15 protein-coding genes are annotated in these 19,556 nt (G+C 70.1%); 11 read left to right on the forward strand and 4 right to left on the reverse strand.

Annotated features, from left to right (window positions below; genetic code table 11):
- Positions 1–27: 27 nt before the first annotated feature.
- Together A9W96_RS13920 and A9W96_RS13925 are read right to left on the reverse strand one after the other, a co-directional pair.
- A complete protein-coding gene (locus A9W96_RS13920) occupies positions 28–4,341 on the reverse strand; it encodes an AAA family ATPase (RefSeq protein WP_197499512.1) in 4,314 nt (1,437 codons plus the stop codon).
- A gap of 253 nt (positions 4,342–4,594) precedes the next feature.
- Positions 4,595–5,428 (reverse strand): thioesterase family protein, encoded by an 834-nt coding sequence (locus A9W96_RS13925; RefSeq protein WP_197499513.1) that lies wholly within the window; start codon positions 5,426–5,428, stop codon positions 4,595–4,597.
- 39 nt (positions 5,429–5,467) lie between these two features.
- Between A9W96_RS13925 and A9W96_RS13930 the strand changes: the two genes are divergently transcribed.
- Positions 5,468–7,000, forward strand: coding sequence for a class I adenylate-forming enzyme family protein (locus A9W96_RS13930; protein ID WP_197499514.1), 1,533 nt, complete (start codon positions 5,468–5,470; stop codon positions 6,998–7,000).
- The gene (locus A9W96_RS13935; protein WP_067140505.1) at positions 6,997–10,242 is read left to right on the forward strand and encodes a carboxyl transferase domain-containing protein; all 3,246 of its coding nucleotides are present in this window, start codon (positions 6,997–6,999) and stop codon (positions 10,240–10,242) included. Before A9W96_RS13930 ends, A9W96_RS13935 begins: the two co-directional genes overlap by 4 nt.
- Positions 10,243–10,254: 12 nt before the next feature.
- Here A9W96_RS13935 and A9W96_RS13940 read toward each other — a convergent pair whose 3' ends face one another.
- Complete coding sequence (locus tag A9W96_RS13940; protein ID WP_066860851.1) at positions 10,255–10,584, reverse strand: PE-PGRS family protein; 330 nt, start codon at positions 10,582–10,584, stop codon at positions 10,255–10,257.
- Between the two features lie 131 nt (positions 10,585–10,715).
- Here A9W96_RS13940 and A9W96_RS13945 point away from each other — a divergent pair, with 131 nt between their 5' ends.
- The 4 genes from A9W96_RS13945 to A9W96_RS13960 all read left to right on the forward strand — a co-directional run bounded on the left by A9W96_RS13945 (position 10,716) and on the right by A9W96_RS13960 (position 15,168).
- Positions 10,716–11,498, forward strand: coding sequence for an SDR family oxidoreductase (locus tag A9W96_RS13945; protein ID WP_066879671.1), 783 nt, complete (start codon positions 10,716–10,718; stop codon positions 11,496–11,498).
- Positions 11,495–12,694 carry an acyl-CoA dehydrogenase family protein gene (locus tag A9W96_RS13950; RefSeq protein WP_066860844.1) on the forward strand — a complete coding sequence of 400 codons (1,200 nt, stop codon included), beginning with the start codon at positions 11,495–11,497 and terminating at the stop codon, positions 12,692–12,694. Before A9W96_RS13945 ends, A9W96_RS13950 begins: the two co-directional genes overlap by 4 nt.
- A complete protein-coding gene (locus A9W96_RS13955) occupies positions 12,691–13,794 on the forward strand; it encodes an acyl-CoA dehydrogenase family protein (protein ID WP_067140508.1) in 1,104 nt (367 codons plus the stop codon). The genes A9W96_RS13950 and A9W96_RS13955 overlap by 4 nt, the downstream gene beginning before the upstream one ends.
- A gap of 156 nt (positions 13,795–13,950) precedes the next feature.
- The gene (locus A9W96_RS13960) at positions 13,951–15,168 is read left to right on the forward strand and encodes a glycosyltransferase (RefSeq protein ID WP_067140511.1); all 1,218 of its coding nucleotides are present in this window, start codon (positions 13,951–13,953) and stop codon (positions 15,166–15,168) included.
- On the opposite strand, the gene A9W96_RS13965 is transcribed toward A9W96_RS13960, so the two are convergent.
- On the reverse strand, positions 15,157–15,906 hold the full coding sequence (locus A9W96_RS13965; protein ID WP_067140514.1) for a dienelactone hydrolase family protein: 750 nt from the start codon (positions 15,904–15,906) through the stop codon (positions 15,157–15,159). The two genes, A9W96_RS13960 and A9W96_RS13965, sit on opposite strands and share 12 nt — an antisense overlap.
- A gap of 97 nt (positions 15,907–16,003) precedes the next feature.
- On the opposite strand from A9W96_RS13965, the gene A9W96_RS13970 reads away from it, so the two are divergent.
- From A9W96_RS13970 to A9W96_RS30425, 5 genes are all read left to right on the forward strand, one after another.
- Complete coding sequence (locus A9W96_RS13970) at positions 16,004–16,804, forward strand: thymidylate synthase (RefSeq protein WP_067140518.1); 801 nt, start codon at positions 16,004–16,006, stop codon at positions 16,802–16,804.
- Positions 16,805–16,811: 7 nt separating this feature from the next.
- The gene (locus tag A9W96_RS13975) at positions 16,812–17,336 is read left to right on the forward strand and encodes a dihydrofolate reductase (RefSeq protein WP_067140521.1); all 525 of its coding nucleotides are present in this window, start codon (positions 16,812–16,814) and stop codon (positions 17,334–17,336) included.
- A 74-nt stretch (positions 17,337–17,410) separates the two neighbouring features.
- Positions 17,411–18,145, forward strand: a complete 735-nt coding sequence (locus A9W96_RS13980; RefSeq protein ID WP_066860823.1) for a cell division protein DivIVA — start codon at positions 17,411–17,413, stop codon at positions 18,143–18,145.
- 55 nt (positions 18,146–18,200) lie between these two features.
- The gene (locus A9W96_RS13985) at positions 18,201–19,424 is read left to right on the forward strand and encodes a winged helix-turn-helix domain-containing protein (protein ID WP_067140524.1); all 1,224 of its coding nucleotides are present in this window, start codon (positions 18,201–18,203) and stop codon (positions 19,422–19,424) included.
- Positions 19,424–19,556 (forward strand): type I restriction-modification system subunit M N-terminal domain-containing protein (locus tag A9W96_RS30425; protein WP_156765239.1); only part of this gene is annotated, 133 nt, incomplete at its 3' end. The genes A9W96_RS13985 and A9W96_RS30425, both read left to right, overlap by 1 nt.

Raw genomic sequence — 19,556 nt, forward strand, 5'->3', positions numbered from 1 at the left:
GCAAAGTTCCGAAAGTGGGGTAGTGCGCTACTTGTTCAGGAGTGCGACCTCTTGACCAGGGGTCATTTCACCGCGCGCCATCGCGTCGCAGTGCGCCAGATGCAGCGGAGCGACGGGGTCGTCGGGCAGCAGCGCGCGGCATCGTTCGAAGGCGGCGCGCGCCGCATCGACGTCGCCCGCGTCGAAAAGGGCGAAGGCCTCGTCGAACGCGGGCTGCGCCGCGCGTTTCGCGGCGCGAAGTGGAGCCGAATCCTCGTCGTACACTTCGTAAATCGTCACCGGTCGACGTCGGTTGACCACCATGACGCGCTCCATGCGGCGGACGTTGAACCGCTCGGACGCCCCGAGGCGCTGGTACGTGTGATCAGAGATGAGCAAGGCGGAGCCGTAGCGCTTGTTGGTGCTCTCGATGCGCGCGGCCAGGTTCACCGCGTCGCCGATGATGGTGAGCACCATGCGGTTCACCCCGCCGACCAGCCCGACTCCGACCATCCCGGTGTTGATGCCGATTCCGGCCCGTAGTTCTTCGGATCCGGCCGCTTTTCGCTCTTCGTTGTGCGCGCGCAAGGAGCGCAGCATCGCCAGTCCTGCCCGAACGGCGTCGGGCTCGGATTCGAAGACAGCGACGATCTCGTCCCCGCGGACGTCTTGAATCATGCCGTTATAGCCGATGATTGGGAGCTCGACGGCACGCAGAAAACCCATCGCCAGGTTGCTCGCCTCGCCGACGTTCATGTCCTCGATCATGGTGGTGTAGCCCCGGATGTCGCTGATGAGCACCGTCATCTCGCGCTCGACCCGGTAGCCGTTGCGGACGCGGCGAAGGTCGTCGATGTCGAGGATGCGCAGCAGCTCGTTGGGCACGAATCTCGACTGTGCGTCCATGAGGGACTGTCGGTACTCGTCGGCGGCCCGCAGTCGGGCCTCGAGCTGGAAGTTCCACAGCGGCGCGGCGGCCTGGGCGCACAAGAAGGCGACCGCCTCCTGGTGCTCGGCGACAAAGTTGCCGTCCGGTGCGTCCCGCTCGGCGTAAATCACGCCGATTATTGTGTCGTGCAAGGTGATCGGAACGATGAGGACGGGCGGGGTCCGTGCCTGACGGTCGGCCGCGACGATGGCCGGAGAGCCGCCGTCCAGCACGCGGCGCACGATGTTCCTGTCATAAGACACCTCGGTCCATGGCCCGTCCACGATCGAAATCTCGCCGTGATCGTGGATGGCCCGGACGGCCAAGTTCTCCGCGTCGCCGGTGAGGAGCAGGACGCGGCCCGCACCAGTCGTGTCGGCGACCGAGCCCAAAATGATGTTGGCCAAGGCATCCGAAGTTCGCGCTCCCGACAGCGCGCGCAGTAGCTGATGCGCGCCGACAGGGTCGATCCCCGCCGAGCCTTTCTGGACGAGGTCGCGCCTGAGCAGCCAGGGGTGCTCGCGCGCCAGCCAGTCGGTGCGCACCGCGAAACCCAAAGTCAGCCAGCGCTGGTACGCCGACCCCAGCATGTGGTCCCGAAGCCGCGCCCGCCCCGTGTCGCCATACAGCGCCGCGGCCTCCTCATGGGCGTAAGCGCTGATCATCGGCAGCTGGCTTTCCTCGGCGAGTTCAATCGCCTGATGCAAGTAGCGTTCCGCCTTGGCGTGTTGCCCGCGCGCCCGGGCCCAGGCTCCCTGGAGCAGCGCGTGCGACGCCGCGTAGTTCTCCGGCGCGCTCGCCGCCCACTTGCGGTGCGATGCCAGAGTCTGGCGCACGAAGTGGGCCGTCGAGCGGTCCCGCGGCGCCTGTCGAATCATGCTTAGCGCGCCCACCAGGTAGATGAGTTCTGAGATCGCAGTGCCGGCCATCCCACCGATGTGCTCGATTGCCTCCGGCGTCGCGGCGACTGTGCCCTCATAGTCGCCACACCAGAAGTGCAGGCCCTGCTTCATGGTCGCGGCCGCACCCAGGGCTACCTCGTCGCCCTCGCTGCGGGCAGCCGGCAGCACTTCCCGCTCGTCGTAGCCGCTCTCGCCGGCGAGGAGGAAGGGATCGGCGCCGCGGCCCATCAGATTGAGGCAAAGCTGCTGCACGGCCTGGCAAAGCGCGCCGGCAACCGGCTGGGAACGGATGTGTGGGATCAGGGAGCTGGCGAGGGCGTCTATCTCAGGGAGGGGACGACCGGCCCAGAATGACTGGGAGAGCAGGACCGCGACCAGAAGCCCGGCGTTTTCCTGGTCGCCTTGGTCGAGCGCCTCCTCGACGGCGTCGCGAAGCTCGGCTAAGCCCTCGCGGAGGGGGTGGCGCCAATGGTGGATGTAGTCCAGGTGCATGAACACCGTCTGCGGCCGGGCCTCGCGGAATTCCGGCCGCTGGGCGAGCAGCATGGCTACCTCGCCGAAGCGCTGGCCGCCCGCGTGGTCACCGAGCAGCACCCGGACGATCCCGTAACCGGCAATGACCAGCGGCGAAGACGGCGTGTGGCCGTGGGCCAGCGTGAGATCGAGCTGCTTTCGCACGAGCAAGGGCAGAAGGTTGGGCCGGACCCGGACCGCCATGTTGCATAGCTCGGCAAGAATCCGGTGCAGTGCGATGACCCGTTGGTCATCGCAGTGCGGCAGCTGAAGCAGCCGTTCATTGCTCCACCCGCGCATTGTCAACCTCATCCGGACGACCGCGTTGGCCATGCGTGGCGTGCCCGCGTCGGTCGGCACCCGTTCGCCGAGCTCGGCGAGCGCTTGCAGCCCGATTTCGAGCGCCTCCTGCAGACGGTTCTGCGCGACGCGCCCTTTGAGCCGCAGGTAAGCGATGCGCGCGCGGTCCGGCGGGTCGCGCAGGGTCTCCTCGACCTCGTCGAGTAGCGCATTCAGCGCGGGCACGTCACCCACCAGCAACGCGGCGTCGGCGGCGTCGAGCTGCAGCTGCCGGGTCAGATCGAAGTGTGCGGTCCAACGCTGCCCGCCGAGCAGCGTCAGTGCGTCCCGGCAGTAGTCGAGCGCCAACGGGAATGAAGCCTGGGCCCTCGCCTTCTGTGCCGCCCGCCGCAACACCTCGACGAAACAAACGCGCTCGGCGTCGTCGGTGAGCCCACGCCCGCCGATGCCGAGGTGGCGCGCGGCCTCGAACAACCGGTCGTCCTCCCGCTCGACCAGCCACCGACCGATCCGCAGGTGTGTCGCGCGGATCTGGTCGTCGGACAGGGCCACCCGCGCCGCCTCGGTCACCCGGTCATGGCTGAAGCGGTACCGGGCGTCGCGGCTGATCGCGTTGGCGATCCGTCGCCCGCCGCTGTCCACGGCCTCCAGCAGACGGAGTTCGAGGCACGACCACAGCGCCTGGGCTACCACCTCGGGCGGCTGGGCGGCCGCCGCGGTGGCGTCGTCCAGGTCGAACTCGCCGCCGAAGCACGACAGCGAACCCAACACCTCGCGGTCGATTGGGCGAAGTTGGTCGAGGTAGCGGCTGAGAAACTCGGCGGCCGTGGCGGAAACCTCGATCGAGGTGAGCACGCGCAGGTCCCAGCTCGGGTTGCCGCCGGGGCCGACCGGGGTCAGCGCGCCCTCGCGTTGCGCGCGGTAGAGCAGCTGACGGACCTGCAGCGGATTGCCGCCGGTCCGATGGTGGAACTCGGCGGCCACATCGGCCAGCTCCACACTCCGGCCGCACACGTCGGCCAGCAGCTCCTCGACGTCCTCGGTGGCCAGCGGTTGCAGTTCGATGGTGGTGAGGTTGTCCGATTTGATGCCCCCGGCGTCCGGGTCGAACTCGCCCGCGCGGTGCCCGCCGACCACCAGGACGTTGCGCAGCGACACCGTCAGCAGTTCGGACAACAGCAGCAACGTGTCGCGGTCCGCCCACTGCAGGTCGTCAATCGCCAGCACCACCGGCCGGTAGGGCGCCGTGGTCGAGACCAGCAGGATGGCCGCGCGGTGCAACCGGCGGCGAGCGTCCGCCGCGTCGAGATCGGTGTCGGTCGAGGGCTCACCCAGCACCGGCGCCAATTCAGGCACGAGTGGCGAGAGGACACCCGCAAACCCCGACATCTCGCTGACGAGGTCGGCTCGCCAACGGTCACGCTCGGCCGGGCCGGTGGCCTCCATGGTGCGCACGACCGAGCTCAGCGCGTCGGCCAGCGCCGAATACGGAGCCGGGCCGCCGTCGCGGCACCTTCCGTAGGCGAATACGCAGTCGCGGCGGGAGATCTCGACGCCGAACGCCTGGATGAGCGTCGATTTGCCCACCCCGGGGACCCCGCTGAGCAGGACGCACCCTCCGCTGACCCGTTCGGCCGTCGCCACCGCGTTCCGGAGTTCACCGAGTTCCTGCCGCCGGTCGGCCACCCGGCCGTCGAGATCCAGTACCGGAGTCGTCACGGCCCCGGGCGCTCCGTGCTGAGCGCCGTGCGCCGGATGGCGCCGCAAGGGGATCGCGAGTCCGAGCCCATGCGCATGGCGGTTCCCCTCCAAGGGAGATGTCCACCCACCGGAGTGACGGTCCCGCTGCGGGACTGTGCAGCATCCATTCGGCGGGTCGTGCAGAGCAGCATAGCCCAATACCGGGCGCTGTCCGAGGTTTGCAGAGTCGCCTCCCAGCAAATGGAGTGGCGCACACAGCAACGATGATCGACTAGGCGTGGGTCGGCTTGAACGCGCCGGCGGGCTGGGCCACCGCCAGGGCGGAGCTGGTGCCGATCGGGCCGTGTTGGTCGAACAGCGTTGCGGTGCCGGTGGCGACCCCGGCCGTACCGTAGTGGCTCTGTGCGGCCAGCCCGACGAATTCACCGTCGGGCAGCCGGCTGGCGGTGACGGTGTAGTCGGCGTTGATGTAACGCAATCCGCCTGTGCCCCAATGCGTGAGCGAGCTGGTGATGTCACCGACGAACGCCAGGCGGGTGAACGGCGTCAGGGCGTGGCCATGCACCATCGGCCGAAACACCCGCGCCCACGCGAACTTCTGGGCATGGGACTGCTCCCACTCGCCGGCGGCGATACCGGGGCTGCCTTCGAACGTCGCCCCGTATCCCCAGATGTGGAACGGCATGTCGCTCGGAAAACCGTCCCGGGCGCTCGGCAGCGGCGGCATCTCGACCGGAAACGACCACACCTGGCCTTCGGGATGCTCACCGCGGCGCAGGAACAACGCGCTGGCGCGCGCGACGGTCGCGTCGCGCTGCATGAGGGCGGCGTCGACCAGCCTGATTCGCCGGCCTTCCCGCTGGACCGAGGTCCGGATCTGTACCGGCAGCAGCAGCGCCGGCCGTATCAGGTCGACGGTCAGCCGGGCGGGCTGGAAGTCGGGGTCGATGCCGGATTGCTCTATGCCCCAACCCAACAGCCCGCCGACGATCTGGCCGCCCATCGCCGCACCCCACGGGCCCTGGGTCATCGGCCCCGGAACATAGGAGTCGCCGTCTACAGTGAAGAACGCCTCGGGCATGATGGCGGAATCCTGGATCGTCACCGCTATCACGATAGGGCAGCAGGATAGTAAGGACCGGGCATGCCTCCAGTGATTGAAATTCCACGTGGCCCCAACCCGTTCCCGATGGCCGGGGTGTCCCGCGGCCCCGACGGCATACCGCGCTACGAGGGGCTCCCGGCCACCCTGCTCGACATGCTCGCCGAGCACGTCGACGCCAGCCCGGATGCCGAAGCCCTGGTCGAGCTGGGCGGCGACCGCCTGACGTACCGGCAGCTGTGGGACCGCGCGGCGCGCGTCGCCGGCGGGCTGCGCGCCGGCGGTCTGCAGCCCGGCGACCGCGTCGCGCTGCGTTACCCCGCCGGCATCGACTGGGCGCTGGCGTTCTGGGGCACCGTGATGGCCGGTGGCGTTGCGGTGGCGGTCAATACGCGCTCGGCGCGCCCGGAGGTCGAGTTCGTTTTGTCCGACTCCGGGGCGCGGGTGGATCTGGCGCCCGACGCGCCGCTGCCCGACGGTCGGCCGTACGTCACCGAGCGACTGGGCCGCGCCGACACCGCCGCGCTGTTCTACACCTCGGGGACCACCGGCCATCCCAAGGGCGTGCCGACCACGCACGAGGCGTTCTTGACCAACACCGAGAACGGGATCCGCTGTCTGCAACAGCCGCGGAACCTCGGCGACGCGATGCGCACGCTGATCTCGGTGCCGCTGTTTCACGTGACCGGTTGCAACACCCAGCTTCTGGCCGCGGCCCGGCTCGGCGGAGCGTCGGTGATCATGCCCGCGCTCAACCTGGACACGCTGCTCGCCACGCTGACCGCCGAGCGCATCTCGGTCATGGTCACCGTCCCGGCGATCTACTCGCTGTTGTTGCGCCACAAGGATTTTTCCGCGCTGGATACGTCGGGCGTGCGGTGGGTGGGCTACGGTGGCGCGCCGATCGCCCCGTCGCTGGTGCGGTCGGTGAAGAACGCGTTCGGCCACGCCACGGTGTTCAACGGCTACGGCATGACGGAGACGGCGTCGCTGATGACCGTGCTGCCCGATGCCGAGGCCGTCGAGCACGCCGACTCCGTCGGGTACGCGGTGCCGTCGGTGGACCTCGGGGTGATCCCGTTCGGCGACGACCCCGCCGTGGGCGAGCTGGTGGCGCGCGGCGCCAACGTGACCAACGGCTACTGGAACCGGCCCGAGGCCACCGCCACCACCTTCGCGGACGGTTGGCTGCACACCGGCGACGTGGTGCGCGTCGACGAGGCGGGCCGGGTGCACATCGTCGACCGGCTCAAGGACATCATCAACCGCGGCGGCGAGAACGTCTCCAGCGTCGAGGTGGAGGCCGTGCTGCTGGCCGCGCCCCATGTCGCGGACGCCTGCGTGCTCGGGGTTGCCGACGAGGTCATGGGGGAGAAGGTGGGAGCGGTGCTGTTCGGCGGCGGTGACGAGATCGACGTGCCGGCGGTGCTCGACCACTGCCGCGGCCAGCTGGCCGACTACAAAGTGCCGCAATACGTCACGGTGGTGGACACCGCGCTGCCCCGCAACGCCGGCGGCAAGCTGCTCAAGGCCAGGCTCCGCGAACAGGTCCAGTGGGGCGAGCCGCTGCGATGAACGCGAGCCTGCTGGTCGCCAACCGCGGCGAGATCGCACTGCGAATCATCCGCACCGCAACCGAATTGGGCATGCGCACCATCGCGGTGTATGCCGAAGACGACGCCGAGAGCCCGCACGTGCACGCCGCCGACGAGGCGATCGGCCTGCCAGGCACCGGCCCGCGGGCTTATCTGGACCAGCCCGCCATGCTGGCGGCGGCGAAGAGCGCCGGCGCGGAACTGATTCACCCCGGCTACGGATTCCTCAGCGAGAACGCCGAATTCGCCAACGCCTGCGCGGCCGGTGGCTACACGTTTGTCGGTCCCGATACCCGGGTGCTCGAAGTCCTCGGCAACAAGACCGCCGCCCGCGGCGCGGCGATTGCCGCCGGGGTGCCGGTGCTGCCCGCGACCGACGGCCCGAGCGGCGTCGAGGACATCAAGGCGTTCTTCGCCGCCCACGGCGGCGGCATCATGATCAAGGCCCTCGCCGGCGGCGGGGGCCGTGGAATGCGCAAGGTGCACAGCGCCGATCAGATCGACGATGCCTACCAGCGCTGCGCCGCCGAAGCCCAACTGGGATTCGGTGATTCCGCGTTGTTCGCCGAGGCGCTGCTCGCCGACGCCCGCCACATCGAGGTACAGGTGGTCGCCGCACCGGCCGGACACCAGACGCACGCACACGCGGTCGGCGACCGCGACTGCAGCATCCAGCGGCGCTACCAGAAGCTGGTCGAAATCGCCCCCGCCCAAGGCCTTTCGGATGACCTGCGCCGCGCCCTGCACCGGGCGGCGGTGCGGTTGTGCGCCCGCGTGGCGCTGCGCGGGCTGGCCACCGTCGAATTCCTGGTCACCGGCGACGACTTCGTCTTTCTGGAGGTCAACCCGCGAATCCAGGTCGAGCACACCGTCACCGAGGAAACCACCGGGCTCGACCTGGTCGCCCTGCAACTCGCCATCGCCCGGGGTGCGTCGTTCTACCAGCTGGGGTTGCCCTCCGGAATCGCCTCCGACGGACTGGAAGTCATCGGCGAGCCGGCCGCCCGCCGCGGCATCGCCATCCAGCTCAGGGTGAACATGGAGACGTTCGGGCCCGACTTCTCCGTCGCGCCCTCGGCGGGCACCCTCACCGTGTTCTCCCCGCCCAGTGGTCCCGGCGTGCGCGTCGACACCTATGGCCGGGCGGGATTGGCGATAAGCCCGCAGTACGACTCGCTGTTGGCCAAACTCATCGTCTTTGTGCACGCGTCATCCGCCGGGCACGGGTCATCATGGCGGGCCGCGGTGCGCAAGGCCCGCACCGCCCTGGCCGAATTCAGCATCGAGGGCGTTCACACGAATGTCGCCTTCCTGCGCGAGCTGCTGACCGACGACCGGATCGAATCCGGTTGGGTGAGCACCGGTTTCCTCGATGAGAAGCTTCCCGAGCTGGCCCAGGCCGCGCTGTCACGCCAGCAAGAACCCCGGGCGGCGACGATCGAACTGTATCCCGGCGAGGATGCGCTGCGCGCCCAGTTGGCCGGCACCGTCATCGAGGTAGCGTCCGAGGACGCCGAATACGCGGCGGGCAGCCAGTTGGTTGTCCTGGAAGCGATGAAGATGCAGCACGTGCTCGTCGCGCCGGACGCGCTGCGGACCGTCCGGATCCTGGTGACACCCGGCCAGGTGGTCGGGACCGGAGATCCGCTGTTGGTCTTCACCCGCACCGCGGCCGCTGGTGACGGCGAATCCGTCTCGGCAACAACGGATCTCGATCGCCCGCGAGCCGATCTCGACGAGGTCGTGCGCCGGCATGCCTTGACCCTCGACGAGGGCCGCGAGGCCGCCGTCGCCAAACGGCACCAGCGGGGACGCCGCACCGCCCGGGAGAACATCGCCGATCTGGTCGATCCCGACAGCTTCGTCGAATACGGTGCGCTGGCGATCGCGGCTCAGCGCAGCCGGCGCTCGGAATCCGACTTGATCGTCAACACCCCGGCCGACGGCCTGGTCGCCGGGCTGGCCACCATCGGCGCGGACCGGTTCGGGCGGGACGCGGCGCAGGCCGTCGTGGTGTCCTACGACTACACGGTGCTGGCCGGCACGCAGGGCATGCGCAACCACGCCAAAACCGACCGCGTGTTCGATCTCGCCGCGCGAAAGCGCTTGCCCGTCGTGCTGTTCGCCGAGGGCGGCGGCGGCCGGCCGGGCGACACCGACGTCGGCGGCGCCGCCGGCCTGGACGTGCCGACCTTCCGGATGCTCGCGGCGTTGAGCGGCGAGGCGCCGCTGGTGTCGATCGTCTCGGGCCGTTGCTTCGCCGGCAACGCGGCGCTGGCGGGGGTGTGCGACGTGATCATCGCGACGCCGGACGCCAACATCGGGATGGGCGGTCCGGCGATGATCGAGGGCGGCGGACTGGGCGTGTATCCGCCGGAGGCGATCGGGCCGATCGGCGTGCAGCGCCGCAACGGCGTGGTCAGCCTGGTGGCCCGCGACGAGGCCCATGCGGTCGCGCTGGCCAAGCACTATCTCTCGTACTTCCAGGGCCCGCTGAGTGACTGGTCGGCGCCGGATCCACGGCTGGCCCGGCATGTGGTGCCGCAGAACCGGTTACGCGCGTACGACGTGCACCGGGCGATCGAGTCGATCGTCGACATCGGCTCGGTGCTCGAGCTGCGGGCAGACTACGGCGTGGGGATCGTCACCGCCCTGGTTCGCGTGGAGGGGGTGCCGTACGGGCTGATCGCCAACAGCACCCACCACCTGGGCGGCGCGATCGACGCCGAGGCGGCCGACAAGGCCGGCGACTTCCTGGCCTTGTGCGAATCGTTCGGGTTGCCGGTGATCTCGCTGTGCGACACACCGGGCTTCATGGTGGGGCCCGACGCGGAGAAGGACGCGGCCGTCCGCCGCTTCGGCCGGATGTTCGTCCTGGGTGCGCGGCTGACGGTACCGCTGGGAATGATCATCCTGCGCAAGGCTTATGGACTCGGCGCGATGGCGATGGCCGGGGGTTCATTCCGGGCGCCGCAGTTCACCATCGCCTGGCCGACCGGCGAGATCGGCGGCATGGGTCTGGAAGGCGCCGTCCGCCTGGGATTCAGCAAGGAGTTGGCGGCGGTCGACGATCCGGCCGAGCGCCAAGTCCTGTTCGACCGCCTGGTGGCCGCGGCCTACGAGCACGGCAAGGCGCTGCGGGCGGCCACCACGTTCGAGTTGGACGACGTCATAGACCCAGCAGCCTCCCGGGCCTGGATCACCAGGCTCTCGGGAGGCTGAGGGGTAGAGCGATCAGGCGTGGCCGGAGCCGCAGCCGACGCCGGGCAGACATCCCTGCCCGCCCGGAATGCCACCGGGTCCCGCGTTCTGCCCGCCGGAGCCGCAGCCGACGCCCGGGACGCAGCCCTGGCCACCAGGTCCGCCGCCCGGACCGTTGAACTGGCCGCCCGAGCCGCAGTTTCCGTTGGCGTCGCAGCCGCCGCCGCCCGGGTCGTCCTTGAAGGTGACGTGGGTCGGGGCGGGGGAGTTGGCGGCTAATCCGGTGACGTACACGTCAGCCGCGGCCACGGGGGCGGCGGCGATAGCCGCAGCAACAGCCCCGGCAACAACCAGCGGTTTCATGAGTGTCAATTTCGATAACATGCGGCTGGCATACCACCTCAACACGTGTCCAAAACATCGCGAATAAAATTCGACAGCACGAAGTTCCCGCTGCCGCACGGCGGCGTCACCGCGACGGAAGGCCTGACCACATGACCTCGCAAGATCTGACCGGCCGCACCGCGATCATCACCGGCGCGTCGCGTGGAATCGGGCTTTCGATCGCCCAGCAGCTGGCGGCCGCGGGGGCCAATGTGGTACTCACCGCGCGCAAGCAGGAGGCCGCCGAGGAGGCCGCCGCTCAGGTGGGCCAGCAGGCCCTCGGCGTCGGCGCGCACGCGGTCGACGAGGACGCCGCGCGGCGCTGCGTGGAGCTCACGCTGGAGCGCTTCGGCAGCGTCGACATCCTGGTCAACAACGCCGGAACCAACCCGGCCTACGGTCCGCTGATCGACCAGGATCACGCCCGTTTCACCAAGATCTTCGATGTCAACCTGTGGGCCCCGCTGTTGTGGACTTCGCTCGTGGTCAAGGCGTGGATGGGCGAGCACGGCGGGGCGATCGTCAACACCGCCTCCATCGGCGGTCTGCATCAATCGCCGGCGATGGGCATGTACAACGCCACCAAGGCCGCGCTGATCCATGTGACCAAGCAACTGGCGCTGGAACTTTCGCCGCGCGTCAGGGTCAACGCCATCGCGCCCGGGGTGGTGCGCACCCGGCTCGCCGAGGCGCTGTGGAAGGACCACGAGGACCCGCTGGCCTCGTCTATCGCGCTGGGGCGCATCGGTGAACCCATCGACGTGGCCGGGGCGGTCGCCTTCCTGGTGTCCGACGCGGCCAGCTGGATCACCGGCGAGACCATGGTGATCGACGGCGGCCTGCTGCTCGGCGCCGCGCAGGGCTTCCAGTCCGCGCCGGGCGGCGGTCAATGACCGCCGTCGATACGGCCGACCTGGACGCACGGGTTCAGGCACTGCTCGACGAGCACGATCCGGCGACCAGCGACCCGCGGGATTTCCTTGGCGCGCAATACGATGCGGGGCTGGCCTGGGTGCACCTGCCGCGCGGCTTCGGCGGGTTGGATCTGCCGCGCACCGCCCAGGAGCGCGTCGATGCCCGGCTGGCCGCCGCCGGTGCGCCGGTGGGCGGCACGCCGAAGAACTACATCGGGATGGGCATGGCCGCGCCGACCATCGCCGCGTTCGGCACCGACGACCAGAAACGAAAGTTTCTGCGCCCCTTGTTCACCGGCGAGCAGATCTACTGCCAACTGTTCAGCGAGCCGGGCGCGGGATCCGACCTTGCCGGGGTGTCGACCCGCGCGGTGCGGGACGCGGATAACCCTCAAGACTGGATTGTCAACGGCCAGAAGGTGTGGACGTCGCAGGCGCAACACGCGCAGATGGCGATCCTGGTGGCCCGCACCGATCCGGCCGTGCCCAAACACGCCGGCCTGACCTACTTTCTCTGCGACATGACGCAGCCCGGCGTCGAGATCCGGCCGTTGCGCCAGATCACCGGCGAGGCCGAGTTCAACGAGGTGTTCCTCACCGACGTCCGGGTGCCCGACGCGAATCGGCTGGGCCCGGAGGGCGGCGGCTGGCGGGTCGCGACCACCACCCTGAACAACGAGCGGGTGGCGATCGGTTCCCGCGCCGGGGCGCCGCGGGAAGGCGGCCACATCGGCAAGGTCACCGCCGCATGGCGCGACGAGCCGGCGCTGCGCAACCCCGCCATGCACGATCAACTGATGCGGTTGTGGGTGGAGGCGGAGGTCCTTCGGCTCGCCGGCGAGCGGCTGCGGCAGCAGGCCGCCACCGGTCAGCCGGGCCCGGAGGGCGCCGGCATGAAGGTGGCGTTCGCCAAGCTGGCGCAAGCGATTTCGGGCTTCGAGATCGAGCTGCACGGCGAATCCGGCCTCTACTACGACGACTGGACCATGCGCAGGCCCGAGACGGTCGACCTGACCGGCCGCGGGCCCGGATACCGCTACCTGCGGGCGCGCGGCAACTCGATCGAGGGCGGCACCTCAGAAGTCCTGCGCAACACCATCTCCGAGCGGATCCTGGGCCTGCCGGGCGAACACCGCGTCGATAAGGACGTCGCCTGGAAGGACCTGCCCCGATGAGCGCGCACCCCGCCGACCTGCTGTACTCCGACACCGAGGAGGCGTTGCGGGCCGGCGTGCGCCAGCTGTTCGCCGAGCGGTGTCCACCCGAAGGCGTGGCAAGCCTGTACAACGCCGAACCGCAAGACTTTTCGGGTGTGTGGCGCACGCTGGCCACCGAGCTGGGCGTGGCCGGCCTGCTGGTTCCGGAGTCGCTGGGCGGCGCCGGCGCGAGCGCCCGCGAGGCCGCGGTGGTCATGGAGGAGATCGGCCGGGCCGTCGCGCCGGTGCCGTTTTTGTCCAGCGCGGTGCTCGCCACCATCGCGCTGCTGCGGGCCGGCGACACCGAGACGGTGTCGGCGCTGGCCCAGGGCGAGCTGACGGCGGCGCTGGTGGTGCCGTTGTCGAGCGCGCCGGGCGACCCGGTCCCGCTGGTCAGCGGCGACTCGGACGGCCTGAGCGGATCGGTCACCGGCGTGGCCGGCGCCGACGCCGCCGACGTGCTGGTTGTCCCGGTCGCCGCGCCCGCCGGGCTCGAGCTGCACACCGTCGCCCGCGGCGCGGCGGGGCTGCGCGTTTCCCCGCTGCTCGCGCTGGATATGACCAGACCCCTTGCCGCCGTGTCGTTTTCGGGGACACCGTCGTCGCGCGCCGGCGCGGGCGACGAGCCCGTCATCGAAGCCATCCGAACCGGGGCCGCGCTGCTGGCGTCCGAGCAACTCGGGGTCGCCCAATGGTGCTTCGAGACCACGCTGGAATACGTCCGGCAACGCCGGCAGTTCGGCCGCACGATCGGCTCCTACCAGGCGATCAAGCACCGATTGGCGGACCTGTGGTTCGAAATCGGCGCGGCGACCGCAGCGGCCCGCTACGCCGCCGACACCTGCGCCCGGGACGGCGCGGACGCGGACGCCGCGGCGGCAATCGCCCAGGCCTACTGCAGCGACGTCGCCGTGCATGCCGCCGAGGAGTGCATCCAGCTACACGGCGGCATCGGCATGACCTGGGAATATCCCGCACACCTGTACCTCAAGCGCGCCAAGAGCGACCAGTTGGCATTCGGCACCGCATACCGTCACCGCGCCCGCCTGGCTGAATTGGTGGACCTGCCGGCGTTCTGACGTTGCCATCCGCGGCGCGGGCGCGCGCCGTGCCTGGGCTCGCGGTGATTCTTACCTGCGGGCTGGCCTATGACGGCAAACGCCCCTCATTGCGCGGCCGGACGGCGCGCCGAGGATAGAGTTTGCGACCACCCGGGTGGAAGTGGGAGCGGTGCGATGCGAGTGTTGCTGTCGGCGTACGACTCGCGCGGGGGCGTCGAGCCGCTTGCCGCGCTCGCGCTGCAGCTGCGGACGCTCGGCGTCGACGCGGCGGTGAGCGCGCCGCCGGACGCGGAATTCGTCGAGCTGCTGGCCCGGGTGGACGTGCCGCTGCTGCCCTTCGGCGAATCGCTGCGGGCGATGAAGACCGGGGCGCTGCCGTCGGAGGAGGACCTCCGCCGGCACCTGGACGCGCTGATCGCCGTGCAGTTCGACACCGTGGCCGCCGCGGCCGAAGGGTGCGACGCGCTGGTGGTGGCCGGTTTCCCGCCGGCGGCGGCCGCCGCCCGCTCGGTGGCCGAACGGCTGGGCATCCACTACGTCTATGTCACCTACCAGCCCACCATCCTGCCGTCGCCGCACCACCCGCCGCCCGCCTACGCCAACGGGCCCTTCCCCCCGGGCATGGTCGAGAACCGGGTGCTGTGGCAACTGGATGGCCGGCACATGCAGGAGCTGTTCGGCGCGACGCTCAACGCTCACCGGACCGCCATCGGGCTGGCGCCGCTGGACAACCTGCGCGACTACGCGCTGACTGAATCGCCCTGGCTGGCGACGGACCCGATCCTGGATCCCTGGCGCCAGCCCAGCGACCTCGACGTGGTCCAGACCGGCGCGTGGCTGCTGCCCGACGAACGGCCCCTGCCGGCCGAACTGGTGGCGTTCCTGGACGCGGGAACGCCGCCGGTCTATGTGGGCTTCGGCAGCATGCCCATGCGCGCCTCCCACGACGTCGCCGGGGTCGCCATCGACGCGATCCGCGCGCAGGGCCACCGCGTCCTGGTGTCCCGCGGCTGGGCGGAGCTGACCCCGATCGACGACGGGGCCGATTGCATGGGCGTCGGCGACGTCAACCACCAGGCGCTGTTCACCCGGGTCGCCGCCGTTGTACACCACGGCGGGGCGGGAACCACCACGACGGCCGCCCGCGCCGGTGCGCCACAGGTGGTGGTGCCGCAGGGGGCCGATCAGCCCTACTGGGCGGGCCGGGTGCGCGACCTGGCCATCGGCGCCGCCCACGACGGTCCGGCCCCGACGACCGAGTCGCTGTCGGCCGCGCTCAAGGCGGTGCTGCCCGAGCGGACCCGCGAGCGGGCGCGCTCCGTGGCGGCGACGATCCGCACGGACGGGGCGGCCGTGGCCGCGACCGTGCTGCGGGCGGCGCTAACGCGGTAGCGCCGAGGCGAACACCTGCGTCATCGCGTCCCAATGCCGCTCGGCTGCGGCGGCGTCATAGGGCCCGTTGTCCGGGACCGCGAATCCGTGGCCGGCCGAATACCACTCGATCGTGTGCTCGACGCCGGCCGCCGTCAGCGCCTTGTCGAGTTGCTCGGCGTGATCGGCGGTGAACGACGCGTCGTTCTGGGCGCCGCCCACGTACACCGTGGCGGTCATCCGGTCGGCGAGCAGGTGTGGGCTGTCCTCGGTGTCGGTCACCAGGCCGCCGCCGTGGAAGGACGCCGCGGCGGCCACCCGGTCGGGCACCCGGCCGGCCACCATGAGCGACGTCCGGCCGCCCATGCAGTAACCGCACACCCCGAACCGCTCGCCGAGCACCTCGGGGCGGGCGGCCAGGTAGTCGAAGAACGCGGTCGCGTCGGCGGCCATCCGGTCCGGGGTGACGCTGCCGATCATCGAGAACAGGCGCCCGCGTTCCTCCTTGTCGGTGAAGACCGTCGCCATGTCGAACGGCGCCCAGTCCGGGGTGCGGTAGTAGACATCCGGCAGCAGCACGGCGTAACCGAACCCGGCCAGCTTGGCGGCCATCTGCTCGAAGGTGTCACGCACGCCGCCGGCGTCGGGATACATGACCACCCCGGGCCAGGGGACTTGCGATTCGGGGCCGTCGGGGGTGAACAGGTGCACCGTGCAGGTGCCATCGGGTGTGGTGACGACGTCGATGATGTTCGGCATGGCACCCGTTCTACTCCGCGGGCCTAGAGGCGAAACATCCGCGTCGACCCGCCGCGCCCGGCTTCGCCGCGCTCGCGATCGCCGCTATTCTGACGGCGTGCCGATCCCGACTCCCTACGAGGACCTGCTTCGCCTGGTGCTCGAGCAGGGAACGGCCAAATCCGACCGCACCGGCACCGGGACCCGCAGCCTGTTCGGTCAGCAGCTGCGCTATGACCTCTCGGCCGGCTTCCCACTGCTCACCACCAAAAAGGTGCACCTGAAATCGGTGATCTACGAGCTGCTGTGGTTTTTGCGCGGCGACTCCAACGTCGGCTGGCTGCACCAGCACGGGGTCACCATCTGGGACGAATGGGCAAGCGACACAGGCGATCTCGGGCCGATCTACGGCGTGCAGTGGCGATCCTGGCCGACGCCTTCGGGCGAGCACATCGACCAGATCAGCGCCGCCCTGGAGCTGCTGCGCACCGACCCCGACTCGCGGCGCATCATCGTGTCGGCGTGGAACGTCGGCCAGATCCCGCAGATGGCGCTGCCGCCGTGTCACGCGTTCTTCCAGTTCTACGTGGCCGACGGGCGGCTGAGCTGCCAGCTCTACCAGCGCAGCGCCGACCTGTTCTTGGGCGTGCCGTTCAACATCGCCAGCTACGCGCTGCTGACGCACATGATGGCCGCCCAGGCCGGCCTGGCCGTCGGCGAGTTCGTGTGGACGGGTGGGGACTGCCACATCTACGACAACCATGTCGAACAGGTGCGCCTGCAGCTGAGCCGCGATCCCCGGCCCTACCCGGAACTCGTTCTGGCGCAACGGGACTCGATCTTCGACTACGTCTACGAGGACGTCGTCGTGCAGAACTACGACCCGCACCCGGCGATCAAAGCCCCCGTCGCCGTATGACCGCCGCATGACCGAGGTGGGCCTGGTGTGGGCTCAGTCGAGCTCCGGCGTGATCGGGCGCGGTGGTGACATCCCCTGGAACGTGCCGGAAGATCTGTTGCGGTTCAAAGAGGTGACGATGGGTCACCCGGTGATCATGGGCCGGCGGACGTGGGAGTCGTTACCGGCGAGGGTGCGCCCCCTGCCCGGGCGCCGCAACGTCGTGCTATCCCGCGACACCGGCTTCGTCGCCGACGGGGCGCAGGTGGTCGGATCCCTGGAGGCGGCGCTGGCCCAAGCCGAGGGCGATCCGCGGACCTGGGTCATCGGCGGCGAGCAGATCTATTTGCTGGCGCTGCCGCACGCCACCCGGTGCGAGGTCACCGAGGTCGAAATCGATTTGCGCCGCGATGACGACGACGCCCTGGCGCCGACGCTGGACGACGCCTGGGTCGGTGAGACGGGGGAGTGGCAGGCCAGCCGCTCGGGGCTGCGGTATCGCTTCCACAGCTACCGGCGGCCCGCCGCGCACCCGGGCGCGCCCCCGGGCTGACCTGACATACTCGGACGCGGGGGTCGGTCGCACAGGGTCAACCAGGCGTTCGAAGAGAGAAGGGGGAATTGGCAGTGATAACCGAACCCGTGAAGACGTTCTCTCGAAAATTCATGGGCTACGACACCGCCGCGGTTGATGCCCACATCGAGATGCTGACCACCAAGCAGCAGCTGCTGCTTGACGACGTCGAGAGCCTACGGGCCCGGCTGCAGGAATCCGCCGATCAGACGGCCGCGCTGCGCAAAGAGGTGGCCGTGCTCACGGATACCTCGCCCTCGCCCCACGCGGTGCAGCAGCGGATGGCGAAAATGCTGAGCCGCGCGGTCGACGAGGTGGCCGAGATGCAGGCCGAGGCGCGCGCCGAAGCGGATGCGGTGATCGCGGCGGCCGAGGCCGAGGCCGAAGCCGCGGAACGAAAGCGCGACGAGGTGCTGGCCGACATGGCCGCGCAGCAAAAAGCCCTGGAAGCCGAGTACGCGGAGACCAAGGAGCGGCTCGACGCGGAACTGGCCGAGATGCGCGCCGAGACCGAATCGGCGATCAAGAAGGCGCGCCAGGAGGCCGAACGCGAGTGCGAGCAGCTGCTCGGCGACGCGAAGAAGGGCGCCGACCATTACCGGGAGAAGGCGCAGCGCGCGGTGGACGAGGCGACGGCGCGGCGCATCAAGATCCTCGAGCAGCTGATGGGCGTCTACCACGACCTCGACGAGGTGCCGAAGGCCCTCGAGGCGGCCTACGCCGAACAAAACGACTCGGGCGACGAGGCCGTGCTGAAGCCGCTGGACCGCAAGGTCCGCGCGGGCTGAGTCGCGCTGGCGTGGCCTGCCGGGGTTGTCGCACCCAAGAGGTATTCTCTGCGCCGTGCCAACCCGCAGGCTATCGGCCGACCAAGCCCGCCGGATAGCCGTTGCAGCCCAAGGTTTTACCCAGCCCCGGCCCGGCGGTGAGATCACCCGGGCACACCTGAAGCGGCTGATCTCCAGAATCCAAGTGCTGCAACTGGATTCGGTCTCGGTGGCGGTGCGGGCGCATTACGCCCCGGTGTTCAGCCGGCTCGGCCCCTACGACCGCGACGTGCTCGACCGCGCCGCCTGGGGTCCGCGGTCGGCACGGCTGCTGGCCGAATACTGGGTCCACGAGGCCGCGCTGATGGCCGTCGAGGACTGGCCGCTGTTGCGCTGGCGGATGCGCCAGTATTCCCACGGCCGCTGGGGCACCCACATCGTCAAGGCCAACCCGCAACTCGCCGACAAGATCGTCGCCGCCGTCGCCGAGCTCGGACCGAGCACCGCCGGACAGATCGAGGCCCACCTCGAGGCCGGACCGCGTGGGCCCAAAGGAAGCTGGTGGGGCAACCGCAGCGACACCAAATGGGTGGCCGAGGCCCTGTTCTCCGCCGGGGTGCTCACCACCGCCACGCGCGTGGGCTTCGCCCGCCACTACGACCTGGTGGAGCGGGTGTTGCCGGCCCGCGTGCTGGCCCGCGAGGTCGACGACGACGAGGCGATCCGCGAGCTCACGCTGCGGGCCGCCACCGCGCTGGGCGTGGGCACCGAGGCCGATATCCGCGACTACTTCCGGCTGTCGGCCGCCCAGGTCAAGCCGGCGATCGCCGCGCTGGTGGCCACCGGTGACCTCGAGCCCGTCGACGTCGACGGCTGGTCGGCGCCGGCCTATCTGCGGGCGGGCCGCGCGGTGCCCCGCACCGACCGCGGCACCGCGCTGCTGTGTCCGTTCGACCCGCTGATCTTCTTCCGCCCGCGCGTCGAGCGCCTGTTCGAATTCCATTACCGCATCGAGATTTACACGCCGGCCGCCAAGCGGCAGTACGGCTATTACGTGTGGCCGCTGCTCATGGACGGGCGACTGGTGGCGCGCGTCGACCTCAAGGCCGACCGCGCCGCCGGCACACTGCGGGTCCTCGGCGCGTTCGGGGAACCGGATGCGCCCAGGGATCGCGTCGCCGCGGTGCTGGCCGGTGAACTGCAGTCCATGGCGGCCTGGCTGGGCCTGGGCGGGTTCAGTGTCGCCGGGAACGGTGATCTGTCCGGTGAGCTGCGCGCGGCGGCCAAGCGGGCCGGCTGATGGCGGCGTCGACGTCCAGGGAACTCAACGCCACACTGTGGAAGGCGGCCGAGAAGCTGCGCGGCTCCCTGTCGGCCGGCCAGTACAAGGACGTGATCCTGGGGCTGGTGTTCCTGAAGCATGCCTCCGCCT

The organism is Mycobacterium sp. 1245852.3 (genome assembly GCF_001669335.1).
Taxonomy (GTDB): Bacteria; Actinomycetota; Actinomycetes; order Mycobacteriales; family Mycobacteriaceae; genus Mycobacterium; species Mycobacterium europaeum_A.

What these genes read in the sequence shown, in the direction of transcription:
- A9W96_RS13930 (WP_197499514.1), top strand. Translation starts at nt 5,468, where the DNA reads ATGCCTCCAGTGATTGAAATTCCACGTGGCCCCAACCCGTTCCCGATG.
- A9W96_RS13935 (WP_067140505.1), top strand. Translation starts at nt 6,997, where the DNA reads ATGAACGCGAGCCTGCTGGTCGCCAACCGCGGCGAGATCGCACTGCGA.
- A9W96_RS13940 (WP_066860851.1), bottom strand. Translation starts at nt 10,584, where the DNA reads ATGAAACCGCTGGTTGTTGCCGGGGCTGTTGCTGCGGCTATCGCCGCC.
- A9W96_RS13945 (WP_066879671.1), top strand. Translation starts at nt 10,716, where the DNA reads ATGACCTCGCAAGATCTGACCGGCCGCACCGCGATCATCACCGGCGCG.
- A9W96_RS13950 (WP_066860844.1), top strand. Translation starts at nt 11,495, where the DNA reads ATGACCGCCGTCGATACGGCCGACCTGGACGCACGGGTTCAGGCACTG.
- A9W96_RS13955 (WP_067140508.1), top strand. Translation starts at nt 12,691, where the DNA reads ATGAGCGCGCACCCCGCCGACCTGCTGTACTCCGACACCGAGGAGGCG.
- A9W96_RS13960 (WP_067140511.1), top strand. Translation starts at nt 13,951, where the DNA reads ATGCGAGTGTTGCTGTCGGCGTACGACTCGCGCGGGGGCGTCGAGCCG.
- A9W96_RS13965 (WP_067140514.1), bottom strand. Translation starts at nt 15,906, where the DNA reads ATGCCGAACATCATCGACGTCGTCACCACACCCGATGGCACCTGCACG.
- A9W96_RS13975 (WP_067140521.1), top strand. Translation starts at nt 16,812, where the DNA reads ATGACCGAGGTGGGCCTGGTGTGGGCTCAGTCGAGCTCCGGCGTGATC.